A 22,220-nucleotide genomic window follows, 5' to 3' on the forward strand; every position below is an offset into this window, starting at 1 on the left:
ATGCGCTTTTTTTACTTTATAATGATGCCTATTTGACTAGGGATTTATTGTTTTGTTTCTTAACCAATATAAAGATAAAGAACATTTCATTAGTCAAATCGGTATCAAGTTATCATACTATGCGCTTTGTGGCTTATTGTGTTGGTGCTATCTTTAGTTTAAAAACTAATACAACAGGTTATTTACGTTTTAGTCAGTAACGGCTTAATAATATTGAAGGTTCGGCTATCGCGTTGATACCGATATTTTGTGCACACATTTGTAGTTCGAAACCGTGCCAGATCGAACAAGTAGGAGAGACGGCAAATTATGATGGAGCGATTGCGCGAAGGCGCTAACAGCATCTGGGTTAAGATTATTCTTAGCTTAATTATTTTTTCTTTTGTATTTGCTGGTGTCGGCAGTTATCTGGCGGGCGGTAATGAGCAAGTTGCAGCAAAAGTTAATGGTAAAGAAATTAGTCAGCGTGCATTCGAGCAGGCTTATCAAAATCAACGTAACCAAATGCAGCAACGTTTAGGTGATTACTTCTCAACACTAATGGGTGATCCTGCTTACGTACAGCAACTCCGTAATAGCGTGCTTGAGCGTATGGTTAATGATGAGTTGATTGAGCAACGCGCAACAGAGCTAGGCCTGAGTGTGAGCGATGCTCAAGTTAAGCAAGCGATTGTAGCAATGCCTGCTTTCCAAGTTAATGGTGTGTTCAATAATGAACAATATAATTTAACGTTACGTCGTGCTGGAATTTCTCCTGAGCAGTTTGCAGAGTCAATCCGTAAAGACATGCTACGTCAACAATTCTTAAGCGCATTAGAAGGCAGTGACTTCGCACTTAAAAATGAATTGAATGAACTTCGTAAACTTGAATCACAAGAGCGCGTTGTTCGTACTTTGAAGCTAAACCTTGCAGACTTTACCGATAAAGTAACGGTAACGGATGCAGAAGCTAAAGCTTATTATGATGAGAATAAAACGCAGTTTACACGCCCAGCTCAAGTGAAAGTGTCTTACATTGAACTGTCAGATAAAAATCTAGTGAACAATATTAAGATCACTGATAAAGAAGCTGAAGTGTATTACAACGAACATAAGAGCAAATACAGTACTGCTGAGAAGATTCAAGTTAGCCATATCTTAGTAAAAGGTGATAGTGATGCTTCTAAAGCAGAAGCGGAAGCATTACTGGCTGAGTTGAAAGCTGGTGCTAACTTTGCTGATGTTGCGAAAAAATCATCCGATGATACTTTCAGTGCAAAAGATGGCGGTAAGCTTGATTGGTTCGGTAAAGGTGTGATGGATCCTGCGTTTGAAAAAGCAGCATTTTCATTAGCAAAACCAGGTGATATGTCTGGCCTTGTGAAGTCACCTTATGGTTACCACATTATTTTACTGGATGGTATCGAAGAGCCTAAAGTTAAACCTTTTGCTGATGTTAAAGCTAGCATTGTCGCTGAACTTCAAGAGCAGCAAGTAGCAGAGCAATTCTATAAGCTACAAAGCAAGCTAGCTGAGACAGCATTTGAATCACCAGATTCACTAGATGAAGCAGCAGAAGCTGTAAAGGCTAAGATCATTAAAACAGGCTTTATCTCATTACAAGATGAGACCGGTGTGTTAAGTGATAAGAAAGTGCAAGAAGCATTACAAAGCCCTGAGGTTCATGATGACGGTATGAACTCTGATGTAATTGAGATTGCACCAGAGCATGTTGTTGTGGTTCGTGTTGATGATGCACGCCCTGAATCAGTGCTGCCATTTACTGATGTTGAAGCAAAAGTGAAAACACTATTGGCTCAACAAAAAGGTGAGAAGCAAGCAACTGAGAAGGCGGATTCTATCATTGCAGCATTACGTGACGGTAAGTCAGATGTTGTAGCAAAAGATGGCTTAAGTTTCTCTGGCGATCAAACCATAACACGTTCAGGTCCTGATGCTAATGTTGCACGTGTTGCGTTTACATTACCTAAACCAAAAGACGGTAAAGTGTCTTATGGTGTAACACGTGACAACAAAGGTAATGTTGAAATTATTGCATTAGATAAAGTTGTGAATGTTACACCATCGAAAGATGATGTTGATACTCAGTTTGCAACCCAAGTTGAGAATATGTTTGCTCAACAAGATCTATCAACAACACTTCAGACTTTACGTGAGTCGGCGAAAGTGACTTACCCAATGTTGGACAAACCAGCAAATTAATTGAAATTTACATTTCTATTAACGGGCCGCTATTGTGCGGCCCGTCGTTTTTTTATCTTTTATTTTTAAATAATTCCCTCATCGTCCCGCTTTTCTTTTTATCCTTTTTAAACACTCATACCAATAAAGGATAAAAATATGTTGCCATCTCGCTTGTTTAAAGTTATTTCGTTGGCTGGTGGATTAGCACTCGCCTCTTTAAGTTACGCTGCTGACAATACGCATGAAGGTATTGATATCAAAATTAATATTAACACTGCTAATGTTGAGCAATTGGATACATTACTAATCGGCATTGGTGCTGAGAAAGCACAAGCGATAATTAATTATCGAAAAGTGCATGGTAAATTTGCGAGCGTTGATGATCTAACTAAAGTGAAAGGGATCGGTGAGGCGACTGTCGATAAAAATAGAAAGCGTATTGAATTGTAATTATTAATATTAACGGGAGCGAGCGTGCTCCCGTATATTGATCGTCATTTAAAGCGGTTATATTCAACTTGAGCGTTGATTTTTTGCTTGATAAGCAAGGCATACAGTATGCCTGTGATTGCGCCAATCAAATGGGCTTCAGTTGCTACACGAACGCCAATCAATTCTTCAGAACTCACAGATCCTCCAAAGTATTGTTCCCAACCTATCTTAATGATTAGCCCGAGGAGTAAGAGCCATCCCCCCCGCGTTTTTGATTGGATATCACGAATACAACCCCAAGCGAAGATGCCATGTAGTACACCTGAAAATCCAGCATACCAAGTAATACTGGTAGCAAAGAGCCCAATACCTATAGTGAACGATAAAATTAAGATCAATAAGCTATAAGACTTAGCATGAAAATGGGCACGGAAAATATAGCTAATGATTGCAAAGGCGCTAGCATTCATTGCAAGATGCACCCAATTGGTATGCGTGAAATTTCCTGATAGGATCCGCCATAATTCGCCATTGATAATGTCTTGGCGATCCCAAACTAATAATGGCTGACATTGTGGTAATTGAGCTATAACCATCATGATTATCGCAATAACAATATAATTTCGAATAGACAAGGCAACCTCAATGAGTCGGTACTGTGATAACTGTGGTAAAGCAAACAAAGCCTGCATTTGCCACTGGATTAAACCTATTGCAACTCAAACAGAGTTATGGATATTACAACATCCATCAGAAGTTAAACGAGCAATTGGTACTGCAAGAATACTATCACTTTCTTTACCCAATAGCCGACTTTGGGTAGGTGAGGATTTTTCGCAGCATGAGGAATTAAATGCAGCTTTAACTGATTCCGAACGTGATATTTATGTAGTTTACCCAGGAGAGCGTGCGATAGCACTGTCTGATGTAGCAGAGCAGGCTCAGCCATCTCGAAACAACGTGATTATTTTACTTGATGGGACTTGGAAGAAAGCCTATAAAATGTGGCAACTATCGACCAATTTACATCACTTACCGTTAGTCCATTTAGATAATGTAGAGACTGGAAACTATCGTATTAGAAAATCGCCAAAAGAGCAGGGAGTATCAACGGTTGAGGCGGGATATTTAGCATTATCAGTGTTAGAGCCAATATCTTTAAATCTTCAGCCATTGCTCTATACATTCGAAAATATGATTAATTTTCAAATTCAACAAATGCCGCCCGGCGTATTTGATAAAAACTATAAGGATTAGTTGGCACACAAAAGGGAGCATGGGCTCCCTTTATATTCACTGGTTAATGATTAAAAACCATAACCATTATTGCTGATACCTGTTTCAGAGGTAGGTAAGAATAATGTGCTATAGAGACGTTGAGAGAATCCATCCGTCATGCCTGAAATGTAATCGGCAATGATCCTAAGCTCGTTATCTTCTTGCTCTTTAGCTTCTAACCACCGCATGCGAGTATTATCTGGTAACAATCTTTCGGGATCAGAAGCAAAAGCTTCAAAGAGTTCCATGATCAATTGTTGCCCTTTATATTCTGACAGTTGTATCTCCGGTTTTTTTACCACATAGATACTTACGAACTGTTTAAGCACCTCTAAAGCGCGCTCCATCGGTTCGGATAAAAAGGCATTCCATTGTAATAATGGCTCATCAAAAAAATCAGTACCGTTTTGAATCGTAGGACTAATGGTTATAGAGGTAAGTAAACCATTGACCAGCGCGCCAATGGCATCTTTGCGCTGATGGTGGCTAGCAAACATCAGCTCGCTGATATCACTTATCCGTTCTTCTAGCCATGGATCACCACATTCTGCTATTTTTGATGCAACCGCTTCTTGCCAATCATCACGTGTCACAATCCCCATTACGATGGCATCTTCTAAGTCATGGACACCGTATGCAATGTCATCAGCTAATTCCATGATTGAACAATCTAATGATTTAAAACGTGTCTTACAGGGCTCTTTTGGCGATAAACGCTCACAACGCATTTGCGCAAAGAGGGCTTTATCTTTGCCTGATAACGGGCTTAATACCCAGTCAAAGACCTCTTTATCGTCCACATATAAGCCTTTCGCTGGATACCAGTCTTTTGCTTTAAGGTGACGAAAGTTCACGACATCAGGTGCGCGCTCTGGAGCGGTAGTTTCACTGAGTAGAGCTGGGTATTTTAGTAAACCAAGCAAGGTACGTCTGGCGAGGTTCATACCGTATCCTTCGGTATAAGGTTCGAGTAAGGTTACAATACGAAAGGTTTGTGCGTTTCCTTCAAAGCCGCCATGATTTCGCATCATGTAATTTAAAGCGACTTCACCGCCATGACCAAATGGTGGGTGACCGATATCATGTGCTAAGCACAAACTTTCCATTAAACTTGTTGAAGGGAGTAATGATTTAAACTCAGGTTGTTTTAATTTGAGTTGTGCAACAATCCCTGTACCGATTTGTGATGCTTCTAGCGAGTGGGTGAGTCGAGTCCGATAGAAGTCGTGATTACCAGCGCCATGGACTTGAGTTTTTGCTTGTAAACGACGAAAGGCGGCAGAATGAAGAATTCGGGCTCGATCGCGCTGAAAAGCTGAGCGATGATCATCACGACGCATTTTTTGTTCGTTATAAAAGCGCTCTTCCCATGCAGGTGAGATAGTAAATTCTGTCATTAACTAATATCGTCCAAAGTAAGATTAAAGCTATCAGCGAATGTCTCAAGAAAATAGGTCATCTCAGGTGTTTTGCGTTGCTCAAGAGTTTCTTCCAATCTTTTCTTCGCTCGAGTAAATTCATGGTTCCCTGCACTGAGTTCTTCAAGGCATTTTATATAAGCGCATAATGTATCGGCTTGTTTAACAATAGCTGCATTTTCAGCATCAATTTTATGGCTATCAAGCAGAGAGGCATAATCATCCTGAAATTCTTCAGGAAGCATAGAAATAAGTCGTTGTTCTGCTGCTAATTCGATTTTCTTATATTCTTCAGCAATTGCAGGGTTGTAGTATTTTATTGGGGTTGGCATATCACCTGTGAGTACTTCACTAACATCGTGAAACATACCTTGCAGCGCGATACGTTCAGGGTTTAGATTCCCACCAAATTTTCGATTTTTAATTAACGCAAGTGCATGAGCGACAAAAGCAACTTGAAGGCTGTGCTCGGAGATATTTTCAGTTTCGACACTTCGCATTAATGGCCAGCGTTGAATTAAACGCATACGAGCAAGGTGAGCGAAGAAATGACTTTTTTCCATGATGACCAATTCTCTTAAACTAAATGTGCTGATGAGCAGCATCTATAGACGTTATGCACTAAAGGTAACAGAAGTTAGGGAAATATTGACAGTTTTTAGTTAATAAAAAGCCCCGGTTTACCGAGGCTTAAGAATTGTTTGTAAAGGTTATTGACGATAGCTATGTAAGAAGCGCTCTAAGCGTCCCATTGCCAGTTCAAGATCATCGACATGAGGTAAGGTTACAATGCGGAAGTGATCCGGTTGTTTCCAGTTAAATCCGGTTCCATGTACAACAAGCACTTTCTCTTGTAGTAAAAAGTCCATTGCCATTTTTTGGTCGTCTTGAATATTAAATTTTTTCTGATCTAATTTCGGGAATAGATACAACGCGCCTTTTGGCTTAACACAAGAAATTCCAGGGATTTGAGTTAATAAATCATAAGCTTTATTGCGCTGTTCGAGCAGGCGTCCACCCGGCAAGATTAATTCATTAATGCTTTGGTAACCACCTAATGCAGTTTGAATGGCATGCTGCATAGGTACGTTGGCACACAAGCGCATTGATGACAGCATTTCTAACCCTTCGATGTAACCTTTAGCTCGGTGTCTTGGCCCTGAAATAACCATCCAACCTGCACGGAAACCACACACTCGGTAAGACTTTGAAAGGCCATTGAAGGTTACACAAACTACATCTTCTGCTAATGGGGCAATAGAGGTATGTTGTGCACCATCGTATAGAATTTTGTCGTAGATCTCATCGGCGAAAATAATCAAATCGTGCTGACGTGCAATTTCAACCACTTCGATCAGAAAATCTCGGCTATATACCGCACCCGTCGGGTTATTCGGATTGATTAAAACAATACCGCGAGTATTTGGCGTGATTTTTTTCTTTATATCATCAAGATCTGGATACCAATCTGATTGTTCATCACATGTGTAGTGAACCGGTGTGCCACCAGATAATGAGACTGCTGCTGTCCATAATGGGTAATCAGGTGATGGAACCAATATTTCATCTTTATGGTTTAGCAGTGCTTGCATTGCCATAACGATTAATTCAGAGACACCGTTACCGATATAAACATCTTCGACATCAAGATCAAGTAAGCCGCGCTTTTGGTAGTGTTGAACAACGGCTTTACGCGCAGAATAAATGCCTTTTGAATCACAGTAACCTTGGGAAGTTGGTAGATTACGGATCACATCCACGAGAATTTCATCAGGGGCATCAAAACCAAACGGTGCTGGATTACCGATGTTTAGTTTGAGTATTTTTTGCCCTTCTTCTTCCATACGCTTAGCGTGTTTCAGAACGGGACCACGTATGTCATAGCAAACATTATTAAGCTTGGATGACATCCCGAATTTTTGCATATGAGGCTTTCCTGATGATTATTAGGTATAACCACAAATTACACTATAAAAGAGGGATATAGGAACACCTTTTAGAAGATAATTATGTAAAATAGTGTTTTGTTTTCTTTTGGCAGAATGAAAATGGCGTGTTTAACTAGAATCAGCAAAGTTGAACAGAGGTTTCTGCTAGTCAGATAAGTAATACAAATGTGTTACTTCATTAGTCAGATGCTTTCTTGTGAGGTAGAATAATACATCATTCTTCTTTACTAAGAGAATTAGCAGTTATTCTCTCTCTTTAGGAAATAAGTGTCTATTCTTAGTAAGGAAAATATGTCTAAGAGAGTGACATATGTATCTTTCAGCCAGGGATGAGCCGTATTGGTGTAATAGAGCTGAGCGAGGTTATCTTGACTGCGTTACAACAAGCCGTTGAACGATTAATTGCTAAATTAGAGCAAGCATCTGCAACAACCCAGCGTATATTGGTTAAATTAGATCTATCAAAACATATCGACCTGATTGATTGGATGGATACACAAGCTTTGTATCCCAAATTCTATTGGCAATCGCGTAATTGCCGAGAAGAGGTTGTCGCGCTAGGACAAATAAAAACATTTACTGATCCTAAAGCCGCTGAGAAAGTGATTTCTGATGAGCAGCGAGTGTGGGGCGGGCGATCTTTTGATGGAAGAACAGAGCGAAATAAACGTTGTCTCTCCTCCTTTTTCTTTTTACCGCTGCTTGAATTAAGCCGTCTGGATAATGAATGGCATATTGCTGTTAATGTCGGTGAAGATCGCGCACGTATTGTGACGGCATTACAACATTTGATGTTTGATACATCGTTGATCAGTGGTATTCACAGTAAAATTTTAAATCGCAGTTATACGCCAGATTTTTCTGGTTGGTCAAACATGCTGACACGAGCATTAGATGCGATTGAACATAAAGAATTTGAAAAAGTGGTGCTTGCTCGACGAACAAAGTTACAGCTTGATAAACCTGTATCACCCGCTCAATTACTGAAAGCGAGTTGCGCTAATAACAGCAATAGTTTTCACTTTTTACTGGCGCTGGATGAAAAGCATGGCTTTATGGGCTCAACGCCAGAACGTTTATTTCAACGCCATGAACATGCGATACAAACTGAAGCGTTGGCAGGTACGATTGGGCGTGGTAAAGATGATGTAGAAGATCAGCAATTAGCACAATGGTTATTATCTGATAATAAAAATCGCTACGAAAATCGTTTAGTGGTTGATGATATTGTTAATCGATTAGTGCCCTGTAGCCAATCGATGAATGTGTCTCAAACTCCTGAGTTGGTTCAACTACGTAAAGTCCAGCATTTAAAGCGAAGTATTGATGCTGAATTAAATAGTGGCGTCTTTAGTGCAGATCTATTAGATAATTTACAACCAACCGCTGCGATTGCTGGATTACCTCGTGATCCTGCGCTTCATTTTATAGCTGAAAACGAACCTTTTTCTCGCGGTTGGTATAGTGGGGCGGTGGGTTATATTAGCCAGCAGCATAGTGAGTTTTGTGTGGCTATTCGTAGTGCATTAATCATTGAAGGTGAAGTTCATTTATTTGCAGGAGCAGGCATTGTGCCGGGCTCAGTAGCTGAAAGTGAATGGAAAGAACTTGATCGAAAAACATCAACACTCTGTAGTTTATTTGAGCAAGAGACGGATAGCTCGTTAACTGCTGAAATGGAGTATAAAAGCGCATCATGCAATTAACCTTATCGAATAGTCTTTCTTATAGGGCTGCATTAAATAGTTGTTGGGCTGAGCTGATACTTGAAGAGTTAGTCCGACAAGGTGTTCAACATGTTTGTATTGCGCCAGGTTCTCGTTCCACACCATTGACGTTAGCGGCAGCAAAGCAGTCAAAACTGACTATTCACACTCATTTTGATGAACGTGGTTTAGGCTTTCTCGCATTAGGTTTAGCCAAAGCATCACAAACCCCCATTGCGGTGATTGTGACATCAGGTACAGCAGTCGCTAATTTATTACCTGCAGTTGCTGAATCTGGGCTAACAAAAGAAAAATTAGTGCTGTTAACCTCAGATCGTCCTGTTGAATTACTGCAATGTGGCGCAAATCAAGCCATACGCCAGCATGGTATTTTTTCGCAACATGTAACAGAGTTTGTTGATCTACCCGCCCCTACACTTGATATCTCTCCTAATTGGTTATTAGGCGTGGTTGATGAGTTGATGCATCAACAGCAGTTACGTGGCGGAGCCATCCATTTAAATTGTCATTACCCTGAGCCGCTATATGGTGAGGCGATAGATTTTTCGGCCTATCTAGCGCCAGTTAAAAAGTGGCAGGCAACGGTATTACCGTATTGCCAACATCAACAAGCGACTAGCGCTGATATCGTCATTGATTCAGTGCAATGGCAGCGGTTGTGCGATAAAAAAGGCATAATTGTTGCGGGTAAGTTAGCGGCCAATGAACTTGCTGATGTGAAAGCGTTAGCAGCCCGATTAGGCTGGCCATTATTGGTCGATCCTCAAGCTGGAGGCTCGAGCGAATATGCGGGGTTTGATGGTTGGTTACAAAATCCAGCCTGTGCCGAAGTTTTGTCTCAAGCACAAGTATTACTGCAATTTAGTGCACGGATTGTTTCTAAACGTTTATTACAGTTTATTGGCGATCAGCCGTGGGATGATTATTGGTTAATCGATCCACAACAAGGACGTTTAGACCCTCATCATCATTCTGGTTCTCGTATTCAAGCGAATGTGAGCGCGTGGACCTGTGCAGCGCTTCTTGATGAAAAAACATCACCACATAGTGGATGGGCATTACCGTTAGTGGGCGCGTCTAAGCGTTATCGTGAAATAGCGAAGCAGCATTGTGACAATTTATCTGAAATGTCATTAGCGACATTATTGAGAGATTGGCTCGCACCTGATTCTGAGTTGTTTCTCGGTAATAGCATGATTGTTCGACTGCTAGATATGTTTGGTGATTTACCAACTACAGCGACATTTACCAACCGTGGTGCATCAGGTATTGATGGATTAATAGCAACAGCGGCTGGTGTGCAACGCGCTAGAAAAGCACCATTAGTGATGCTATTAGGCGATACGTCATTTTTATACGATCTTAATTCTCTCGCATTATTAAAACAAACTGCATTACCTATGGTCGTGGTGGTTACGAATAATGATGGTGGCGGTATTTTTGATATGTTACCAGTACCAGAGCAGCAAAAAGATGATTTTTATCGTATGCCTCATGGTTTTGAATTTAGCCATGCAGCTGCCATGTTTGGATTTAACTATCAAAGCCCAACAACAGTTGCTGAAGCCCAAACTGCGGTAGTGAATGCACAACAAGTTAACCAGACAACGATCATCGAAATTAAAACGCCTGCTGGAGAAGCTGGGCAGATGTTAAAAGAGATCTTTTCTGAGGTAAAACGTGCGTCTTTACTCTGAAGTATTTGGAAAATGCCCGCAAGCAGGCCAACCCGTGATTGTTTTTCTTCATGGGCTATTAGGCTCAGGGCGGGACTGGCGATTAATTACTTCAGCACTAATGCATCACTATTGTTGTGTAACTATCGATCTGCCTGGGCATGGCTTTAGTGCGTCAGTATCTATGCCACTAGATGATTCTGATATTGGCTTTAAACAGAGTTATCAGGCGATACTAAAAACGTTGGAACACCATGGTATTCAACGTTTCGTTTTGGTAGGGTATTCGTTAGGTGCGCGACTTGCTATGTATCTGGCAACGCAATTATCAAATGAGGATACCACTAAGCGTGGGCCAAGGTTGCAAGGGATCTTTTTAGAAGGTGGGCACTTTGGATTACCGCTTTCAGACCGTGCGGCGCGTCTTGATAATGATAAAACATGGGCTGCACGTTTTTCTCAACAATCTCTAATTTCAGTGCTGAATGATTGGTATCAACAAACTGTTTTTTCATCACTGAACCATGACCAAAGACAAAGCTTAGTCGCTAAACGTAGTGATAACCTTGGCCAAGGTGTCGCGAATATGTTGCTAGCAACGTCATTATCTAAACAACCATTATTACTCACACCGCTACAAAACTTAAAATTACCCGTTCGTTATGTTTGTGGTGAATATGATGCAAAATTTCGTCAGATCGCTATGCAATCAGAGCTAAGCGTAGAAGTGATCCCTGATGCTGGGCATAATATTCATGTAGAACAACCACATGCATTTACATCTGCCTTATCTGCTTTTATTCAAAAGTTGTAACGAGCCATTGTAATTAAAGTGATTTAATATGCCGTTAAACTAAGGTTTAGCGTGTTTTATGCTCTGGTATTAATTAAAGGTTATCAAGAATGCGCAGCGTTAAGTTATATCGATATCAGTTACCGATGGATTCTGGTGTTATTTTACGTGATCAACGTTTAGTAACACGTGAAGGTTTGGTTGTCGAACTTACTCAAGGTGACAAAGTTGGTGTAGGTGAAATTGCGCCACTGCCTGAGTTTAGCAATGAAACGCTAGAGCAAGCGTTAGATCAAACAAAACAACTAGTTGAACATTGGCTTGAAGGGAAAGATATCCATATCAACGATGCTTATCCCTCTGTTGCCTTTGGTTTTAGTTGTGCAATGGCAGAGTTAGCGGGCGAATTACCCCTTACTGCAAACTATGCGGTAGCGCCATTATGCTCCGGTGATCCTGACGAGTTGATTGAGCGTTTAAATACCGAAAATGGCGATAAAGTCGCTAAAATTAAAGTCGGCATGTATGAAGCGGTACGTGATGGTATTGTCGCTAATATGTTTATTGAAGCGATCCCTGAGGTTCAGTTACGTTTAGATGCTAACCGTAGATGGACACCGCTTAAAGCACAGCAGTTTGCTAAATATGTGAAGCCTGAAAATCGGCAAGGGATCGCGTTTTTAGAAGAGCCTTGTATTGATCCTCAAGATAGCCTGATTTTTGCAGAGCAAACAGGTATTAATATTGCCTGGGATGAAACTGTCCGCGAGCCTCATTTTGAAGTAAAAGCACAACCAGGTGTTGCGGCAATTATTATCAAGCCCACACTAACTGGTAGCTTAGCCCGTTGTATCGAGCTGGTGGAACAAGCTCAAGCGGTAGGGTTAACGGCAGTGATTAGTTCAAGTTTAGAATCAAGCCTAGGATTAAATCAGTTAGCGCGTTTCGCCCAGTGGCAAACACCCAATGTTATCCCCGGTCTAGATACCATGCAGTTGTTTAAAGCACAATTGGTGACACCTTGGCCGGATAGTGAACTTCCAATGATCTCTTTAGCAGAATTAGACCTAGTATGGCAGAAATAAAACACGATTTTCTAACATGGCCTTGGCAGCGATGGGCTGCAGAACGCCCATCAGATATAGCCATCTCTTTAGGTGATAAAACGCGTGATGCACAAACGTACACCTGGGCAGATGTCTCTTCAAACGTTGATGATTACGCACAAGGGTTAGTCGAGCAGGGCGTTAAGCGTGATCAACTTGTGGCCGTCATCGCTGATAATTCGATCCAAGTATTATGGCTGATGCTTGCAATTTTTCGAGTGGGGGCACGCTATGTAGGGCTTAACCCGAAGTTGTCTTCTTCTGAATTGCAGCAACAGTTAGTGGTACTCGATAATGACTATATTTGGTCGGATAGTGAACACGATATAACAGTGCTAACTGGGCAAAATATTGTTCTGCAATTCCCCACTGTGGCACGGATGGTACCTGTGACATGGCAAGAGCATCGTCCAATGACACTGACTTTAACATCAGGTTCATCGGGTATACCCAAGGCAGTGGTTCATAATGCCGAGTCACATTTAGCCAGTGCTTCTGGCTTGCTGAGTCAAATGACATTCACAGCAGAGGATAGTTGGTTATTGTCATTACCGTTATTCCACATTTCGGGTTTAGCGATTGTATGGCGCTGGTTATATCGCGGAGCATGTTTAGTTATTGTCGATAAGGCACAGCAGCAACAAGCATTGCATTGGGTGACTCACGCATCATTAGTACCAACGCAATTACAACGTCTGCTCGAGAGTATTGATAATACGGCAGCACCATCATCGATGATGCTAAAACAGGTGTTATTAGGTGGTGCACATATCCCAGTTACTCTCACTAATAAAGCGCACAGTGCTGGTATTAGCTGTTGGTGTGGTTACGGTATGACGGAAATGGCATCAACAATATCGGCTAAACAAGCGAATGAGAGTAGTGGTGTCGGTAACGTATTACCGAATAGAGAATTACTTTTACGTGATGGTGAGATCTTAGTTCGAGGTAAAAGCTTGTGCTTGGGGTATTACCGTAACCATACTATTTTTTCTATTTTAGATAACCATGGCCACGACGGGGAATGGTTTGCAACTAAAGACATGGGTGAGTGGCACGATGATGAGCTATTTATTCATGGTCGCGCAGATAACATGTTTATTTCTGGTGGAGAGAATGTTCAACCAGAAGATATTGAAGCGGTACTGTTACAGTATCCAGAGATAGAGCAAGCTGTTGTTTTACCCATTGATGATTATGACTTTGGTCAACGACCGGTTGCTATTGTGAAAACAACTTGCCCGATGGATGCGGTATTTATTGATCATGTGATGACTTATATGACAGATAAAGTGGCTGCGTTTAAGCGCCCAGTTCGTTATCTTGCTTTACCTGATGGCGATATTTATCAAGGGATTAAACTCTCTCGGACGAAATTAGCCGACTGGTTATCTAAGCAATAATAAAAAGGCGAAGCTAATATAGCTTCGCCTTTTTAATCTATTTGTTAGTTAGAACCTAACAAAGAAGAGCACTATTTTCTATCGCCCCGTAATTGCGTTACTTGTTGATATAACAATTGGCTATTTGCCTCTTGGGAAGATAGACACTCCCCAGCGACGATAGTGACTTGTGACCAGAAACGTTTTGGCCATTTTAATAAAGCAACGCCACCCTCTCGACTAAAATAACTTCCCCATAGCCCCTGCAATGCCACAGGGATCACCGTGACATTCGAACGTTTAATGATTAAATCAATGCCACGCATAAACGGGGCTATTTCGCCATCAAAGGTGAGCTGTCCTTCTGGAAAAACACAAACAATATCGCCATTATCCAAATGTTCTGACACTTTTGAAAAAGCATTACGAATAGATGTACGGTCATTCGCATCGACAGGAATCGCCTTACATGCTTTACAGAAGGATTTGACCAATGGCAGGTTATAAATATCACGGTCCATCAAAAAGCGGATAGGGCGTGGGCAGCTGCCTGCTAATAGTAATGCATCCATGTAGCTGACATGATTACAGACAAGTAACACACCACCTTGTTCAGGAATATTATTCAAATTCTGTTTTTTTACACGATACATCGTATGAGTGATCATCCAAACCACAAAGCGCCAAAAAAAATCAGGGGCTTGGAAGTAGATATAGACAACAACTAATGAATTAACCGCCGCTAAGATTAAGAAGAACTCTGGAATGGAAAGCTTTAAAACAGATAAGAAGACAATGGCTGAAATAGCACTGACAACCATAAATACAGCATTCCATATATTATTTGCTGCAATGATTTGTGCACGTTCATCTTCTTTAGAGCGCTGCTGCATTAAGGCATAAAGCGGAACAATAAAAATACCGCCAGCAATACCGAGTAAAAGCAATGACGCAAAGATTGGCCATAGGCTTGGTGCCGTCATAAACGCCATTAGGCTCTGAGTTTGCACTGTAGTTGCTGGGGCGAGGAAATATAAACCTGAACCAAATAACGTGATCCCTAAACTACCAATAGGCACTATTCCTGGATCTATACGGTGTTGAGATAAGCGATCACAACACATTGAGCCAATAGCAATACCAATAGAAAATAGCATCAGTAAGAAAGAGACCGAAGCGGCATTACCACCGAGGCTGATTTTTGCATAATTAGGGAATTGGGTGAGATAGCAAGCCCCTAAAAACCAAAACCAACTAATCCCCATAATACATTGGAAAATCGTTTTATCTTGTCGTGCAATAGCCATGGTTGAACGAGTTTGTTTAATCGGTTGCCATTTGAACGTTGTTTTCTTTACCGTAGGTGGCGCGCTCGGAATAGCAAGAGATGTGAGATAGCCTAATATCGCAAAAATGATCACGGCTCCTGCAGCAATATAGTGAGCGTTATGGCTGTCGGCAATAAAACCTGCGAGCAATGTGCCAAGTAAAATAGCTAAAAAGGTCCCTGTTTCAACCAAAGCGTTACCTGATATTAACTCTTCTGATTTTAAGTGCTGGGGAAGTAAGGCATATTTTGCAGGCCCGAAGAAAGCCGATTGGGTTCCCATCAAAAAGAGCAACACCAGAAGGGCGGAATAACTGTGATAGAAAAAGGCTATTGCAGCAAGGCTCATTATCACAATTTCAGCGAGTTTAACTCGGCGCATGATCATTGCTTTATCGTATTGATCGGCAATAACACCAGCAGAGGCTGAAAATAAAAAGAAAGGTAAAATAAATAACCCAGCGGCAATGTTAATCAGTAAATTAGCACTCAGTGGAAGGGTATCAACAGAAGCGTAAGCGATCAGGATTAATAATATATTTTTGTAAACATTATCATTAAATGCCCCAAGTGCCTGCGTTAAAAAATACGGTAAGAAACGCCGTTTGGTTAGAAGACTCGATTGGGGCTTTGTGGTCATTTACGCTATCTCTATTACTAATTCCACTTATTTAGATAAGTATTTAAAAGGTTATCAATAAGTGCTTTGCCGTCAACAGGCGTCGAGGTAAATAGCTTATCATCAACAGTCAGTAGTGTAATACCGTGAACACCAGCCCAAATAACACGGCTTGTTTCCAGTACTTCTTCTTTAGACATGTTACTGCTAACTTGACCAATCAATGATTCCAACATGCCCGTCATGTTATTGATTCGATCTGATTGCCATTCTGGTAAATCTTCACCATTCATGGTGTGTTGGAAGATTAACTGCCAGCGGTATGGATGAGCAATTGCAAAGTCGAGATAACAATATGCGAGACTACGAAGTGCCTGCTCTGGATTGGTTGCACCTGTTAAACACGTCTGTGCTTCTTGAGATAATTCATCAAGTGTTTGGGCAACTGCGTGTAGTAACAGTAAATTATAGTTACCGAATACATTCACTAATGTACTTGGAACATAGCCAATCATAGCGGCGACTTTACGTAAACTTAGCTCATGGTGAGGGTGCTCATTGAGAAAGTTTTTTACCTGCTCCAGTGTCATGCTTACCAACTCTTCACGAGTATGGTCATTTCTTCTTGCCATGGGTATTACTCTTTGATGTGTTTGCTTATCGTATTTTAAAAACTAACGTTATTAATTATAGAACGGTGTTCAATATTGTTATTGTTATTTAATCGAAACCATAGTTGTTAGGAATTCGATGCCAGAACAAGTTGTGACAATTTATTTCTAAAGATTGGAAATGATATCTTGTCACAACAAAAATCACCAATACTAAACGCTATACAGTTTTATTCTTGGTATTTTCTAAAGATACTTGATCGTTTAACGTCCAAAAATCGATAAGAATACCTATTAGGAAGAACCCAAAGGTACAAAGATAAAGTATCCCTGTGATCCATTTACCCATGTACATGCGGTGGACGCCAAACACGCCAAGAAAAGTGAGCAGTAGCCAAGCGATATTATAATCAATCTCACCACTAGCAAAACGCAAGTCAGACTCTCTGTTCATTGATGGAATTAAGAACAAGTCAATTAACCAGCCAATACCGCATAGACCTAAGGTTAAAAACCAAATAGTCCCTGTTACAGGTTTGCCATAATAAAAGCGGTGAGCGCCCGTAAAGCCGAATATCCAGAGTAGATAACCAATGATTTTGCTGTGAGTGTTATTCTCTTGCATAAAAATATCCATGTTAGTGTTGAAAATATCGTAAGATAAAAAACAACAAAGACTTAACGTGTGATTACTTATAAAAGACCACTTTTGATGGGGAAAGTGCCATAAAAAGAAGAACATTTTTATAAGTCGTTTAAATAAAAAACAGTATACAAAAATATTTAGGCGCTGTATTTAAGAATGATGAGATTATCACCGATAAATGTTAAGAAATAGTAACAATTTCGCGACGGCTTTGAATTGACATTCTCCGTTATATGGCTACGATGCATACAGGACATGGATAAGGTACTTCAACAATGATGAAACGCTTTTTTACCGTATTTGCTTTAGTGTTTGTGGTCGCATTGTCGGCTCCGCATGCTGAAGCAAAGAAATTCGGTGGTGGCAAGTCGTTTGGTAAAAGTTTTAAAACTGCGCCAATGAAAAAACAACAGCCACAACAAACAGATACTATTCGTAAACAAAACTCACCTGCGTCATCGAGCAAGAAAGGCTTAATGGGCGGTCTATTAGGTGGCTTACTTGCAGGTGGCTTACTCGCTGCTTTCTTTGGTGGTTCATTTGATGGTATCCAGTTTATGGATATTCTCATTATCGGTGTGATTGCATTTGTATTGTTTAAATTATTTAAAGCAATGCGTGCAAATAAAGGCACTCCGATGGGGCATCGTGAATCTTATGCAGGAAACTCTCCACGACAGCAGCCACAACAAGCACAACAGCAATATCGTCAAGCGACAGGTTCGCAATCTCAACCACAAAATGGTGGTTTTGAGTCAACCGATAGTGATGTGCCATTTAATTTGCCGCCTAACTTTAATATGAATGCATTTTTAAGTGGTTCTCGCGATCACTATCGCATTATTCAAGGTGCATGGAATCATAACGAATTAGCGAAAATCAAAGAGTACGTATCACCTGCGTTATTTGCTGATTTACAAGCTGAACGTGCTAAACTTTCAGGTGAGCAACACACCGAAGTGATGTACGTTGATGCTGAACTTGTACGTGCAGACTATGACGCAAATTCAGCACAGCTAAGTATTAAGTTCTCTGGTCGTTATAAAGATACCCAAGAAGGGATTGAAGAAGATATTAATGATGTATGGCATTTAGAGCGAGATTTAAAAACGCCAAATGCACCATGGTTAATTGTCGGTATTCAAGCTTAATTTAAAAGCCGCTTTTATTAGCGGCTTTTTTATATCTCTCAACAGGTTAGGGCGTTTTTTGTACAATTGTAAACATCCGAAAAAAGAGTTATAAAATTATGAGCGCGATCGCATTTCACTGATATAAAGATCGTAAGATGTTGATCTTGGCACCTAGTTTTATCACCAGTAACCGCTAGTATTAACTCATGATATTAAATAGGTCAGTCGTTAGACATTGAGATCTAAATAGAGACTAATAAGAGGTCGTTATGCCATACACTCAAGATATTGTTGAAGAAATGAATCTATTAGTGAAATTCCCTATTCATAGCAACATGGAAGGGGTAAAAGTTCATAGTGATGCAAATCCAGCATTGGTTTCAGCTGCTCAACGTTTATATGCGAAAGGATTGGTTACTCAACTAGATGGTGGTTATTTAACACATACTGGCCATCAGGTGGCGGAAAGCGCAAAAATTGCGTTACGTATTCTGACGGGGAAAACGACAGAATAACGCCGTCGCAAGATAGTGAGCATTGATCAAGTCATTTGCTCTAATTCTGTAATTATCGTTAAAGCTTGCTCATTGGTTTTTCCACAAATATCAGGGCAAGCTTTAAAGTGGTGGCATACAGCAGGGCGTTCAGCTTTGCCAAAAAGTTTACATAAATTTTGCTCATTGAGTTGAACGCAAGGGACACCTGCAGGCTTGCCGTTTGGCATTCCTGGTATGCTTGATGAGATACTTGGAGCTATACAGCAGGCACCACAGCCAAGACGACATTCCATCAATCACTCTCTTCATTGTTTAAATTGGCTGCGCAAATTACCACTCCTTATTCATAAGATCAAAATTAAAGAACTATTTCAGCGATATATTTACTTTATTTCTATAAATAATAATAGCTCTCATTTCGATGCTGTTGTTTATTAATAGGTAATTTAAATTTGCAGTTTACCGTCAGGATCGCTATAAACACCGCGCTATAATAAAATAGTAAATGGTAATTTAGCGCTGTTATAAAGCGCGTAACGTGAATTCGGTGTAGGTATCATGACGCATTTTTGGCAAGAAAAAGACTTAGCAACAATGACCGATCAGGAGTGGGAATCACTTTGTGACGGTTGTGGTAAGTGCTGTCTGCATAAGCTTATTGATGATGATACAGATGATATCTATTACACCAATGTGGCATGCAGTTTATTAGATAATAAAACATGTTCTTGTAAAGATTATCCTAATCGTTTTGAATCCGGAGAAGAATGCCTAAAGTTGACTCGTGATCGTATTGATGAGTTTGTTTGGCTTCCTGAAACGTGTGCATACCGTTTATTAGCAGAAGGAAAACCATTACCTGAGTGGCATCCATTGCTCACTGGTTCAAAAGAAGCGATGCATAAAGCCAACGAATCGGTACGCGACAAGATTGTGTACGAAATTGATGTGATTGATTGGGAAGATCACATCACAAATCACCCCTTACGTCGTTGATTTAAAAGATATATATTAAAGGCTCGTTAGATAACGAGCCTTTTTTGTTTATTTTTATAATAATCTAAAGCAGCGTTTTATCGCCTTGCTCAGTGAAAATAAAATTAACACCTAGTTTATTATCTGCATTGAGTTCTTGTTCGATAACGGTTTGTGGATTCGTGCCTTTCTTTAAGCTGTGTTTAATGTGTGTGATGATCACATTAAGATCTTTTAATGGTTGTTCACCACCAACATAGCCTGCCAATGAATCTAATTCTGCGAGTAACCATTTTGGTGTTAAGTGACCAAATAGTAATTTATCTGGTGTGCTATTGCTAAAAGAAGTCTCAATGAAGATCCCTTTTAGTTTCTTTTGCTGAATATACGGTGCAATCTGTTGCCAAATAGTATCTAACGCCGTGCTTTTTTCGACCGCGTCAGGACCAGTATCCCCTAAATAAATGACCACTTCGTTGGCGGCATTTTTAAATAAGAATGCGGTAGATTCTGCGCCTGAATGACTTAATGGAAAGGCTTTTACTTTTAATTCGGTATTGGCAACGGGTAACCACTGGTTGATAGTCAGTGGTGCTAACTCATATTTGCCGAGTTTAAAGCCTTCACCTTGGCTCGTAAAATTAGGCCATGCCTTCCAATTAAAATAATCTTGGCTGATAGTTTGATGAACAGACGGAAGGGCATAAATAGGTTTATTGCTGTCATCTGGCGAAGCAATAATAAGTCCTGCAATATGATCAAGGTGGGCATGACTAATAAAGTAGCCCTGAATTTTCTGGGTTAGGATATAACCTTCTTGGGTGTAAGGGCTGGATATCGGTGCCATCATGTCATTGAATGCATCTTTATTGGTCGCAGCGATAAGCCCATTGACAATGCTACCAGCATCTAAGGTTATGTAATTGTTGTCAGTGTTTGATTTCAGCATAAATGCGGTCAGGTTGCCGTCTTGGATCCCACCTTTAGCGCCAAGTGTAATAACATCAAACCCAGCAAAACTGAATGATGAATAGCAACACAGTGCAGCCATAATTAAATGTTTATTCATAAAAATCCATACTGATAAGAAATGGTTTTAGTGCTGATAAACGCTAAAACGTAACTTGAAAGAGTCCTAATACAGCGAGATATATACAAAATACACGGTTGAGAGCAAAGTGATTTTTATAAGAAGTGAGAGATAGCTGAAATAAAATATAGTCTAATAAATAAGTATGCTAATTAGGCTGATTAGTGAGGAAGTGATTACAACGTGTTAAAGGAATTGCATTGACGAGGATCGTCAGTTTGTAGCCTTTTCTTAAACCATTTAATACGTTGTGCAGAGGTGCGATGTGTAAAACCGTCAGGTTGAACGGCATGGCCTGCCATTTATGCACAAGTGTGAAGAATGGGGAGTATTCAATGATGGTGGAAGGTAAAAGAAGACAGCCTAATTAGGTTGGGCTGTCCATTGATGCGACTACTGCTGCGCGCGCTGAAGCACTTCGATGATGGGGGTAGCTTTATTTAAGGCGCGAATATCGGTAAATAATAATTTCGCTTGGGGGTACTCATGACGTAGGTAAGAGAACCATTGCTTTACCCTATTAGGGTAGTAAAGCCCTTTATCTCCTTTGATCTCAAATTGAGAGTAAGTTAATAATAAAGAGAGTACTTCTTCCCAACTCATATGCGCTTGGTTATGTTTTACGACATTGCCTAAATTTGGCAAATTAAGCGCGCCGCGACAGACCATTAATGCATCTGTATTGGTGGCAGATAGGCATGCTTGACCATCCTGATAATTCCAGACTTCGCCATTAGCAATAATTGGGATAGTGACACTTTGTTTAAGCTGCTTAATATAATCCCATTTAATCGTCTCTGCACGGTAACCATCTTCTTTAGTACGCGCATGGACTACCATTTCATCGGCACCGGCTTGGGCAATAGCATCTGCAATTTCAAAACATTGGGCAGGATCATCCCAGCCTAAACGTACTTTTGCCGTTAAAGGCTTAATGGGATTGACAGCAGCGCGACAAGCTTTAACTATTTGATAAATACGCTCTGGCTCTTTTAGCAAAACAGCACCACCACGACTTTTATTGACCGCTTTTGCTGGACAACCAAAGTTAATATCAACACCTGCAGAGCCTAGTGAACATGCACGCTGCGCATTTTCAGCCATCCAGTTAGGATCTTGTCCTAAAATTTGTACCCGCACAGGGGTACCTGAGCGTGTTTTTCCACCTTGACGTAACTCGGGACATAGACGATAGAAAACACTGCTAGGCAATAGGCTATCAATGACACGGACAAATTCAGTGACACAAAGATCGTAGTCATTAATTTCAGTCAGCATCTCACGCATTAAATGGTCTAAGACGCCTTCCATCGGGCCTAAAATAACTCGCATAGTGGTTATAGCTCTGCTCGGTAATTACATATAAGGGGCAAGATT

22 protein-coding genes are annotated in these 22,220 nt (G+C 40.5%); 11 read left to right on the forward strand and 11 right to left on the reverse strand.

The window, feature by feature from the left end:
- Window positions 1–309 precede the first annotated feature (309 nt).
- A complete protein-coding gene (ppiD, locus tag C9J45_RS08025; protein ID WP_107292394.1) occupies window positions 310–2,202 on the forward strand; it encodes a peptidylprolyl isomerase in 1,893 nt (630 codons plus the stop codon).
- A 138-nt stretch (window positions 2,203–2,340) separates the two neighbouring features.
- Window positions 2,341–2,634 carry a ComEA family DNA-binding protein gene (locus C9J45_RS08030; RefSeq protein WP_107245752.1) on the forward strand — a complete coding sequence of 98 codons (294 nt, stop codon included), beginning with the start codon at window positions 2,341–2,343 and terminating at the stop codon, window positions 2,632–2,634.
- Between the two features lie 44 nt (window positions 2,635–2,678).
- Here the strand turns inward: C9J45_RS08030 and rrtA are convergent, their stop codons facing one another.
- Window positions 2,679–3,251, reverse strand: a complete 573-nt coding sequence (gene rrtA / locus C9J45_RS08035) for a rhombosortase (protein ID WP_233217657.1) — start codon at window positions 3,249–3,251, stop codon at window positions 2,679–2,681.
- A 10-nt stretch (window positions 3,252–3,261) separates the two neighbouring features.
- On the opposite strand from rrtA, the gene C9J45_RS08040 reads away from it, so the two are divergent.
- The gene (locus C9J45_RS08040) at window positions 3,262–3,873 is read left to right on the forward strand and encodes a tRNA-uridine aminocarboxypropyltransferase (protein ID WP_107292395.1); all 612 of its coding nucleotides are present in this window, start codon (window positions 3,262–3,264) and stop codon (window positions 3,871–3,873) included.
- Between the two features lie 50 nt (window positions 3,874–3,923).
- Here C9J45_RS08040 and C9J45_RS08045 read toward each other — a convergent pair whose 3' ends face one another.
- The 3 genes from C9J45_RS08045 to C9J45_RS08055 form a co-directional block, all read right to left on the reverse strand.
- Window positions 3,924–5,291, reverse strand: a complete 1,368-nt coding sequence (locus tag C9J45_RS08045) for an anti-phage deoxyguanosine triphosphatase (protein ID WP_107292396.1) — start codon at window positions 5,289–5,291, stop codon at window positions 3,924–3,926.
- Entirely contained in the window at window positions 5,291–5,875 is a 585-nt protein-coding gene (yfbR, locus tag C9J45_RS08050; RefSeq protein WP_105059702.1) for a 5'-deoxynucleotidase, read from the reverse strand. The genes C9J45_RS08045 and yfbR overlap by 1 nt, the downstream gene beginning before the upstream one ends.
- A gap of 147 nt (window positions 5,876–6,022) precedes the next feature.
- Window positions 6,023–7,237, reverse strand: coding sequence for a pyridoxal phosphate-dependent aminotransferase (locus tag C9J45_RS08055; protein ID WP_107206075.1), 1,215 nt, complete (start codon window positions 7,235–7,237; stop codon window positions 6,023–6,025).
- A gap of 392 nt (window positions 7,238–7,629) precedes the next feature.
- Between C9J45_RS08055 and C9J45_RS08060 the strand changes: the two genes are divergently transcribed.
- From C9J45_RS08060 to menE, 5 genes are all read left to right on the forward strand, one after another.
- Window positions 7,630–8,967, forward strand: coding sequence for an isochorismate synthase MenF (locus C9J45_RS08060; RefSeq protein ID WP_370445780.1), 1,338 nt, complete (start codon window positions 7,630–7,632; stop codon window positions 8,965–8,967).
- Window positions 8,958–10,685, forward strand: a complete 1,728-nt coding sequence (gene menD / locus C9J45_RS08065) for a 2-succinyl-5-enolpyruvyl-6-hydroxy-3-cyclohexene-1-carboxylic-acid synthase (protein ID WP_107292398.1) — start codon at window positions 8,958–8,960, stop codon at window positions 10,683–10,685. Before C9J45_RS08060 ends, menD begins: the two co-directional genes overlap by 10 nt.
- Window positions 10,669–11,478 (forward strand): 2-succinyl-6-hydroxy-2,4-cyclohexadiene-1-carboxylate synthase, encoded by an 810-nt coding sequence (gene menH / locus C9J45_RS08070; protein WP_107292399.1) that lies wholly within the window; start codon window positions 10,669–10,671, stop codon window positions 11,476–11,478. Before menD ends, menH begins: the two co-directional genes overlap by 17 nt.
- 89 nt (window positions 11,479–11,567) lie before the next feature.
- Window positions 11,568–12,542 carry an o-succinylbenzoate synthase gene (gene menC, locus C9J45_RS08075; protein WP_107292400.1) on the forward strand — a complete coding sequence of 325 codons (975 nt, stop codon included), beginning with the start codon at window positions 11,568–11,570 and terminating at the stop codon, window positions 12,540–12,542.
- Window positions 12,530–13,966: an o-succinylbenzoate--CoA ligase gene (menE, locus tag C9J45_RS08080; RefSeq protein ID WP_107292401.1), complete on the forward strand. Its 1,437-nt coding sequence runs from the start codon at window positions 12,530–12,532 to the stop codon at window positions 13,964–13,966. The genes menC and menE overlap by 13 nt, the downstream gene beginning before the upstream one ends.
- 71 nt (window positions 13,967–14,037) lie before the next feature.
- Here the strand turns inward: menE and C9J45_RS08085 are convergent, their stop codons facing one another.
- From C9J45_RS08085 to C9J45_RS08095, 3 genes are all read right to left on the reverse strand, one after another.
- Entirely contained in the window at window positions 14,038–15,912 is a 1,875-nt protein-coding gene (locus tag C9J45_RS08085) for an MFS transporter (protein ID WP_107206081.1), read from the reverse strand.
- 17 nt (window positions 15,913–15,929) lie between these two features.
- A complete protein-coding gene (locus C9J45_RS08090; protein WP_107206082.1) occupies window positions 15,930–16,523 on the reverse strand; it encodes a TetR/AcrR family transcriptional regulator in 594 nt (197 codons plus the stop codon).
- A 199-nt stretch (window positions 16,524–16,722) separates the two neighbouring features.
- Window positions 16,723–17,127 (reverse strand): NINE protein, encoded by a 405-nt coding sequence (locus tag C9J45_RS08095; RefSeq protein ID WP_107206083.1) that lies wholly within the window; start codon window positions 17,125–17,127, stop codon window positions 16,723–16,725.
- Between the two features lie 299 nt (window positions 17,128–17,426).
- Here C9J45_RS08095 and C9J45_RS08100 point away from each other — a divergent pair, with 299 nt between their 5' ends.
- Complete coding sequence (locus C9J45_RS08100) at window positions 17,427–18,299, forward strand: Tim44 domain-containing protein (protein WP_199187027.1); 873 nt, start codon at window positions 17,427–17,429, stop codon at window positions 18,297–18,299.
- A gap of 251 nt (window positions 18,300–18,550) precedes the next feature.
- A complete protein-coding gene (locus C9J45_RS08105) occupies window positions 18,551–18,796 on the forward strand; it encodes a TIGR02647 family protein (protein WP_107206085.1) in 246 nt (81 codons plus the stop codon).
- Between the two features lie 26 nt (window positions 18,797–18,822).
- On the opposite strand, the gene C9J45_RS08110 is transcribed toward C9J45_RS08105, so the two are convergent.
- Window positions 18,823–19,071 (reverse strand): zinc/iron-chelating domain-containing protein, encoded by a 249-nt coding sequence (locus C9J45_RS08110; RefSeq protein WP_006646428.1) that lies wholly within the window; start codon window positions 19,069–19,071, stop codon window positions 18,823–18,825.
- Between the two features lie 265 nt (window positions 19,072–19,336).
- Here C9J45_RS08110 and C9J45_RS08115 point away from each other — a divergent pair, with 265 nt between their 5' ends.
- Entirely contained in the window at window positions 19,337–19,774 is a 438-nt protein-coding gene (locus C9J45_RS08115; protein ID WP_080896326.1) for a YcgN family cysteine cluster protein, read from the forward strand.
- Between the two features lie 64 nt (window positions 19,775–19,838).
- Here C9J45_RS08115 and C9J45_RS08120 read toward each other — a convergent pair whose 3' ends face one another.
- From C9J45_RS08120 to dusC, 3 genes are all read right to left on the reverse strand, one after another.
- Window positions 19,839–20,822, reverse strand: coding sequence for an MBL fold metallo-hydrolase (locus C9J45_RS08120; RefSeq protein ID WP_107260106.1), 984 nt, complete (start codon window positions 20,820–20,822; stop codon window positions 19,839–19,841).
- A gap of 197 nt (window positions 20,823–21,019) precedes the next feature.
- Window positions 21,020–21,145 carry a neutral zinc metallopeptidase gene (locus tag C9J45_RS21830; RefSeq protein ID WP_233217760.1) on the reverse strand — a complete coding sequence of 42 codons (126 nt, stop codon included), beginning with the start codon at window positions 21,143–21,145 and terminating at the stop codon, window positions 21,020–21,022.
- Between the two features lie 91 nt (window positions 21,146–21,236).
- Window positions 21,237–22,175 carry a tRNA dihydrouridine(16) synthase DusC gene (dusC, locus tag C9J45_RS08130; RefSeq protein ID WP_107292402.1) on the reverse strand — a complete coding sequence of 313 codons (939 nt, stop codon included), beginning with the start codon at window positions 22,173–22,175 and terminating at the stop codon, window positions 21,237–21,239.
- Window positions 22,176–22,220 lie beyond the last annotated feature (45 nt).

Source organism: Photobacterium sp. GB-1, from assembly GCF_003026165.1.
Taxonomy (GTDB): domain Bacteria; phylum Pseudomonadota; class Gammaproteobacteria; order Enterobacterales; family Vibrionaceae; genus Photobacterium.

Coding starts and splice junctions, on each gene's coding strand:
- ppiD (WP_107292394.1), top strand. CDS start 310: ATGATGGAGCGATTGCGCGAAGGCGCTAACAGCATCTGGGTTAAGATT.
- C9J45_RS08030 (WP_107245752.1), top strand. CDS start 2,341: ATGTTGCCATCTCGCTTGTTTAAAGTTATTTCGTTGGCTGGTGGATTA.
- C9J45_RS08040 (WP_107292395.1), top strand. CDS start 3,262: ATGAGTCGGTACTGTGATAACTGTGGTAAAGCAAACAAAGCCTGCATT.
- C9J45_RS08045 (WP_107292396.1), bottom strand. CDS start 5,291: ATGACAGAATTTACTATCTCACCTGCATGGGAAGAGCGCTTTTATAAC.
- yfbR (WP_105059702.1), bottom strand. CDS start 5,875: ATGGAAAAAAGTCATTTCTTCGCTCACCTTGCTCGTATGCGTTTAATT.
- C9J45_RS08055 (WP_107206075.1), bottom strand. CDS start 7,237: ATGCAAAAATTCGGGATGTCATCCAAGCTTAATAATGTTTGCTATGAC.
- menD (WP_107292398.1), top strand. CDS start 8,958: ATGCAATTAACCTTATCGAATAGTCTTTCTTATAGGGCTGCATTAAAT.
- menC (WP_107292400.1), top strand. CDS start 11,568: ATGCGCAGCGTTAAGTTATATCGATATCAGTTACCGATGGATTCTGGT.
- menE (WP_107292401.1), top strand. CDS start 12,530: ATGGCAGAAATAAAACACGATTTTCTAACATGGCCTTGGCAGCGATGG.
- C9J45_RS08085 (WP_107206081.1), bottom strand. CDS start 15,912: ATGACCACAAAGCCCCAATCGAGTCTTCTAACCAAACGGCGTTTCTTA.
- C9J45_RS08090 (WP_107206082.1), bottom strand. CDS start 16,523: ATGGCAAGAAGAAATGACCATACTCGTGAAGAGTTGGTAAGCATGACA.
- C9J45_RS08095 (WP_107206083.1), bottom strand. CDS start 17,127: ATGCAAGAGAATAACACTCACAGCAAAATCATTGGTTATCTACTCTGG.
- C9J45_RS08100 (WP_199187027.1), top strand. CDS start 17,427: ATGAAACGCTTTTTTACCGTATTTGCTTTAGTGTTTGTGGTCGCATTG.
- C9J45_RS08105 (WP_107206085.1), top strand. CDS start 18,551: ATGCCATACACTCAAGATATTGTTGAAGAAATGAATCTATTAGTGAAA.
- C9J45_RS08110 (WP_006646428.1), bottom strand. CDS start 19,071: ATGGAATGTCGTCTTGGCTGTGGTGCCTGCTGTATAGCTCCAAGTATC.
- C9J45_RS08115 (WP_080896326.1), top strand. CDS start 19,337: ATGACGCATTTTTGGCAAGAAAAAGACTTAGCAACAATGACCGATCAG.
- C9J45_RS08120 (WP_107260106.1), bottom strand. CDS start 20,822: ATGAATAAACATTTAATTATGGCTGCACTGTGTTGCTATTCATCATTC.
- C9J45_RS21830 (WP_233217760.1), bottom strand. CDS start 21,145: ATGGCAGGCCATGCCGTTCAACCTGACGGTTTTACACATCGCACCTCT.
- dusC (WP_107292402.1), bottom strand. CDS start 22,175: ATGCGAGTTATTTTAGGCCCGATGGAAGGCGTCTTAGACCATTTAATG.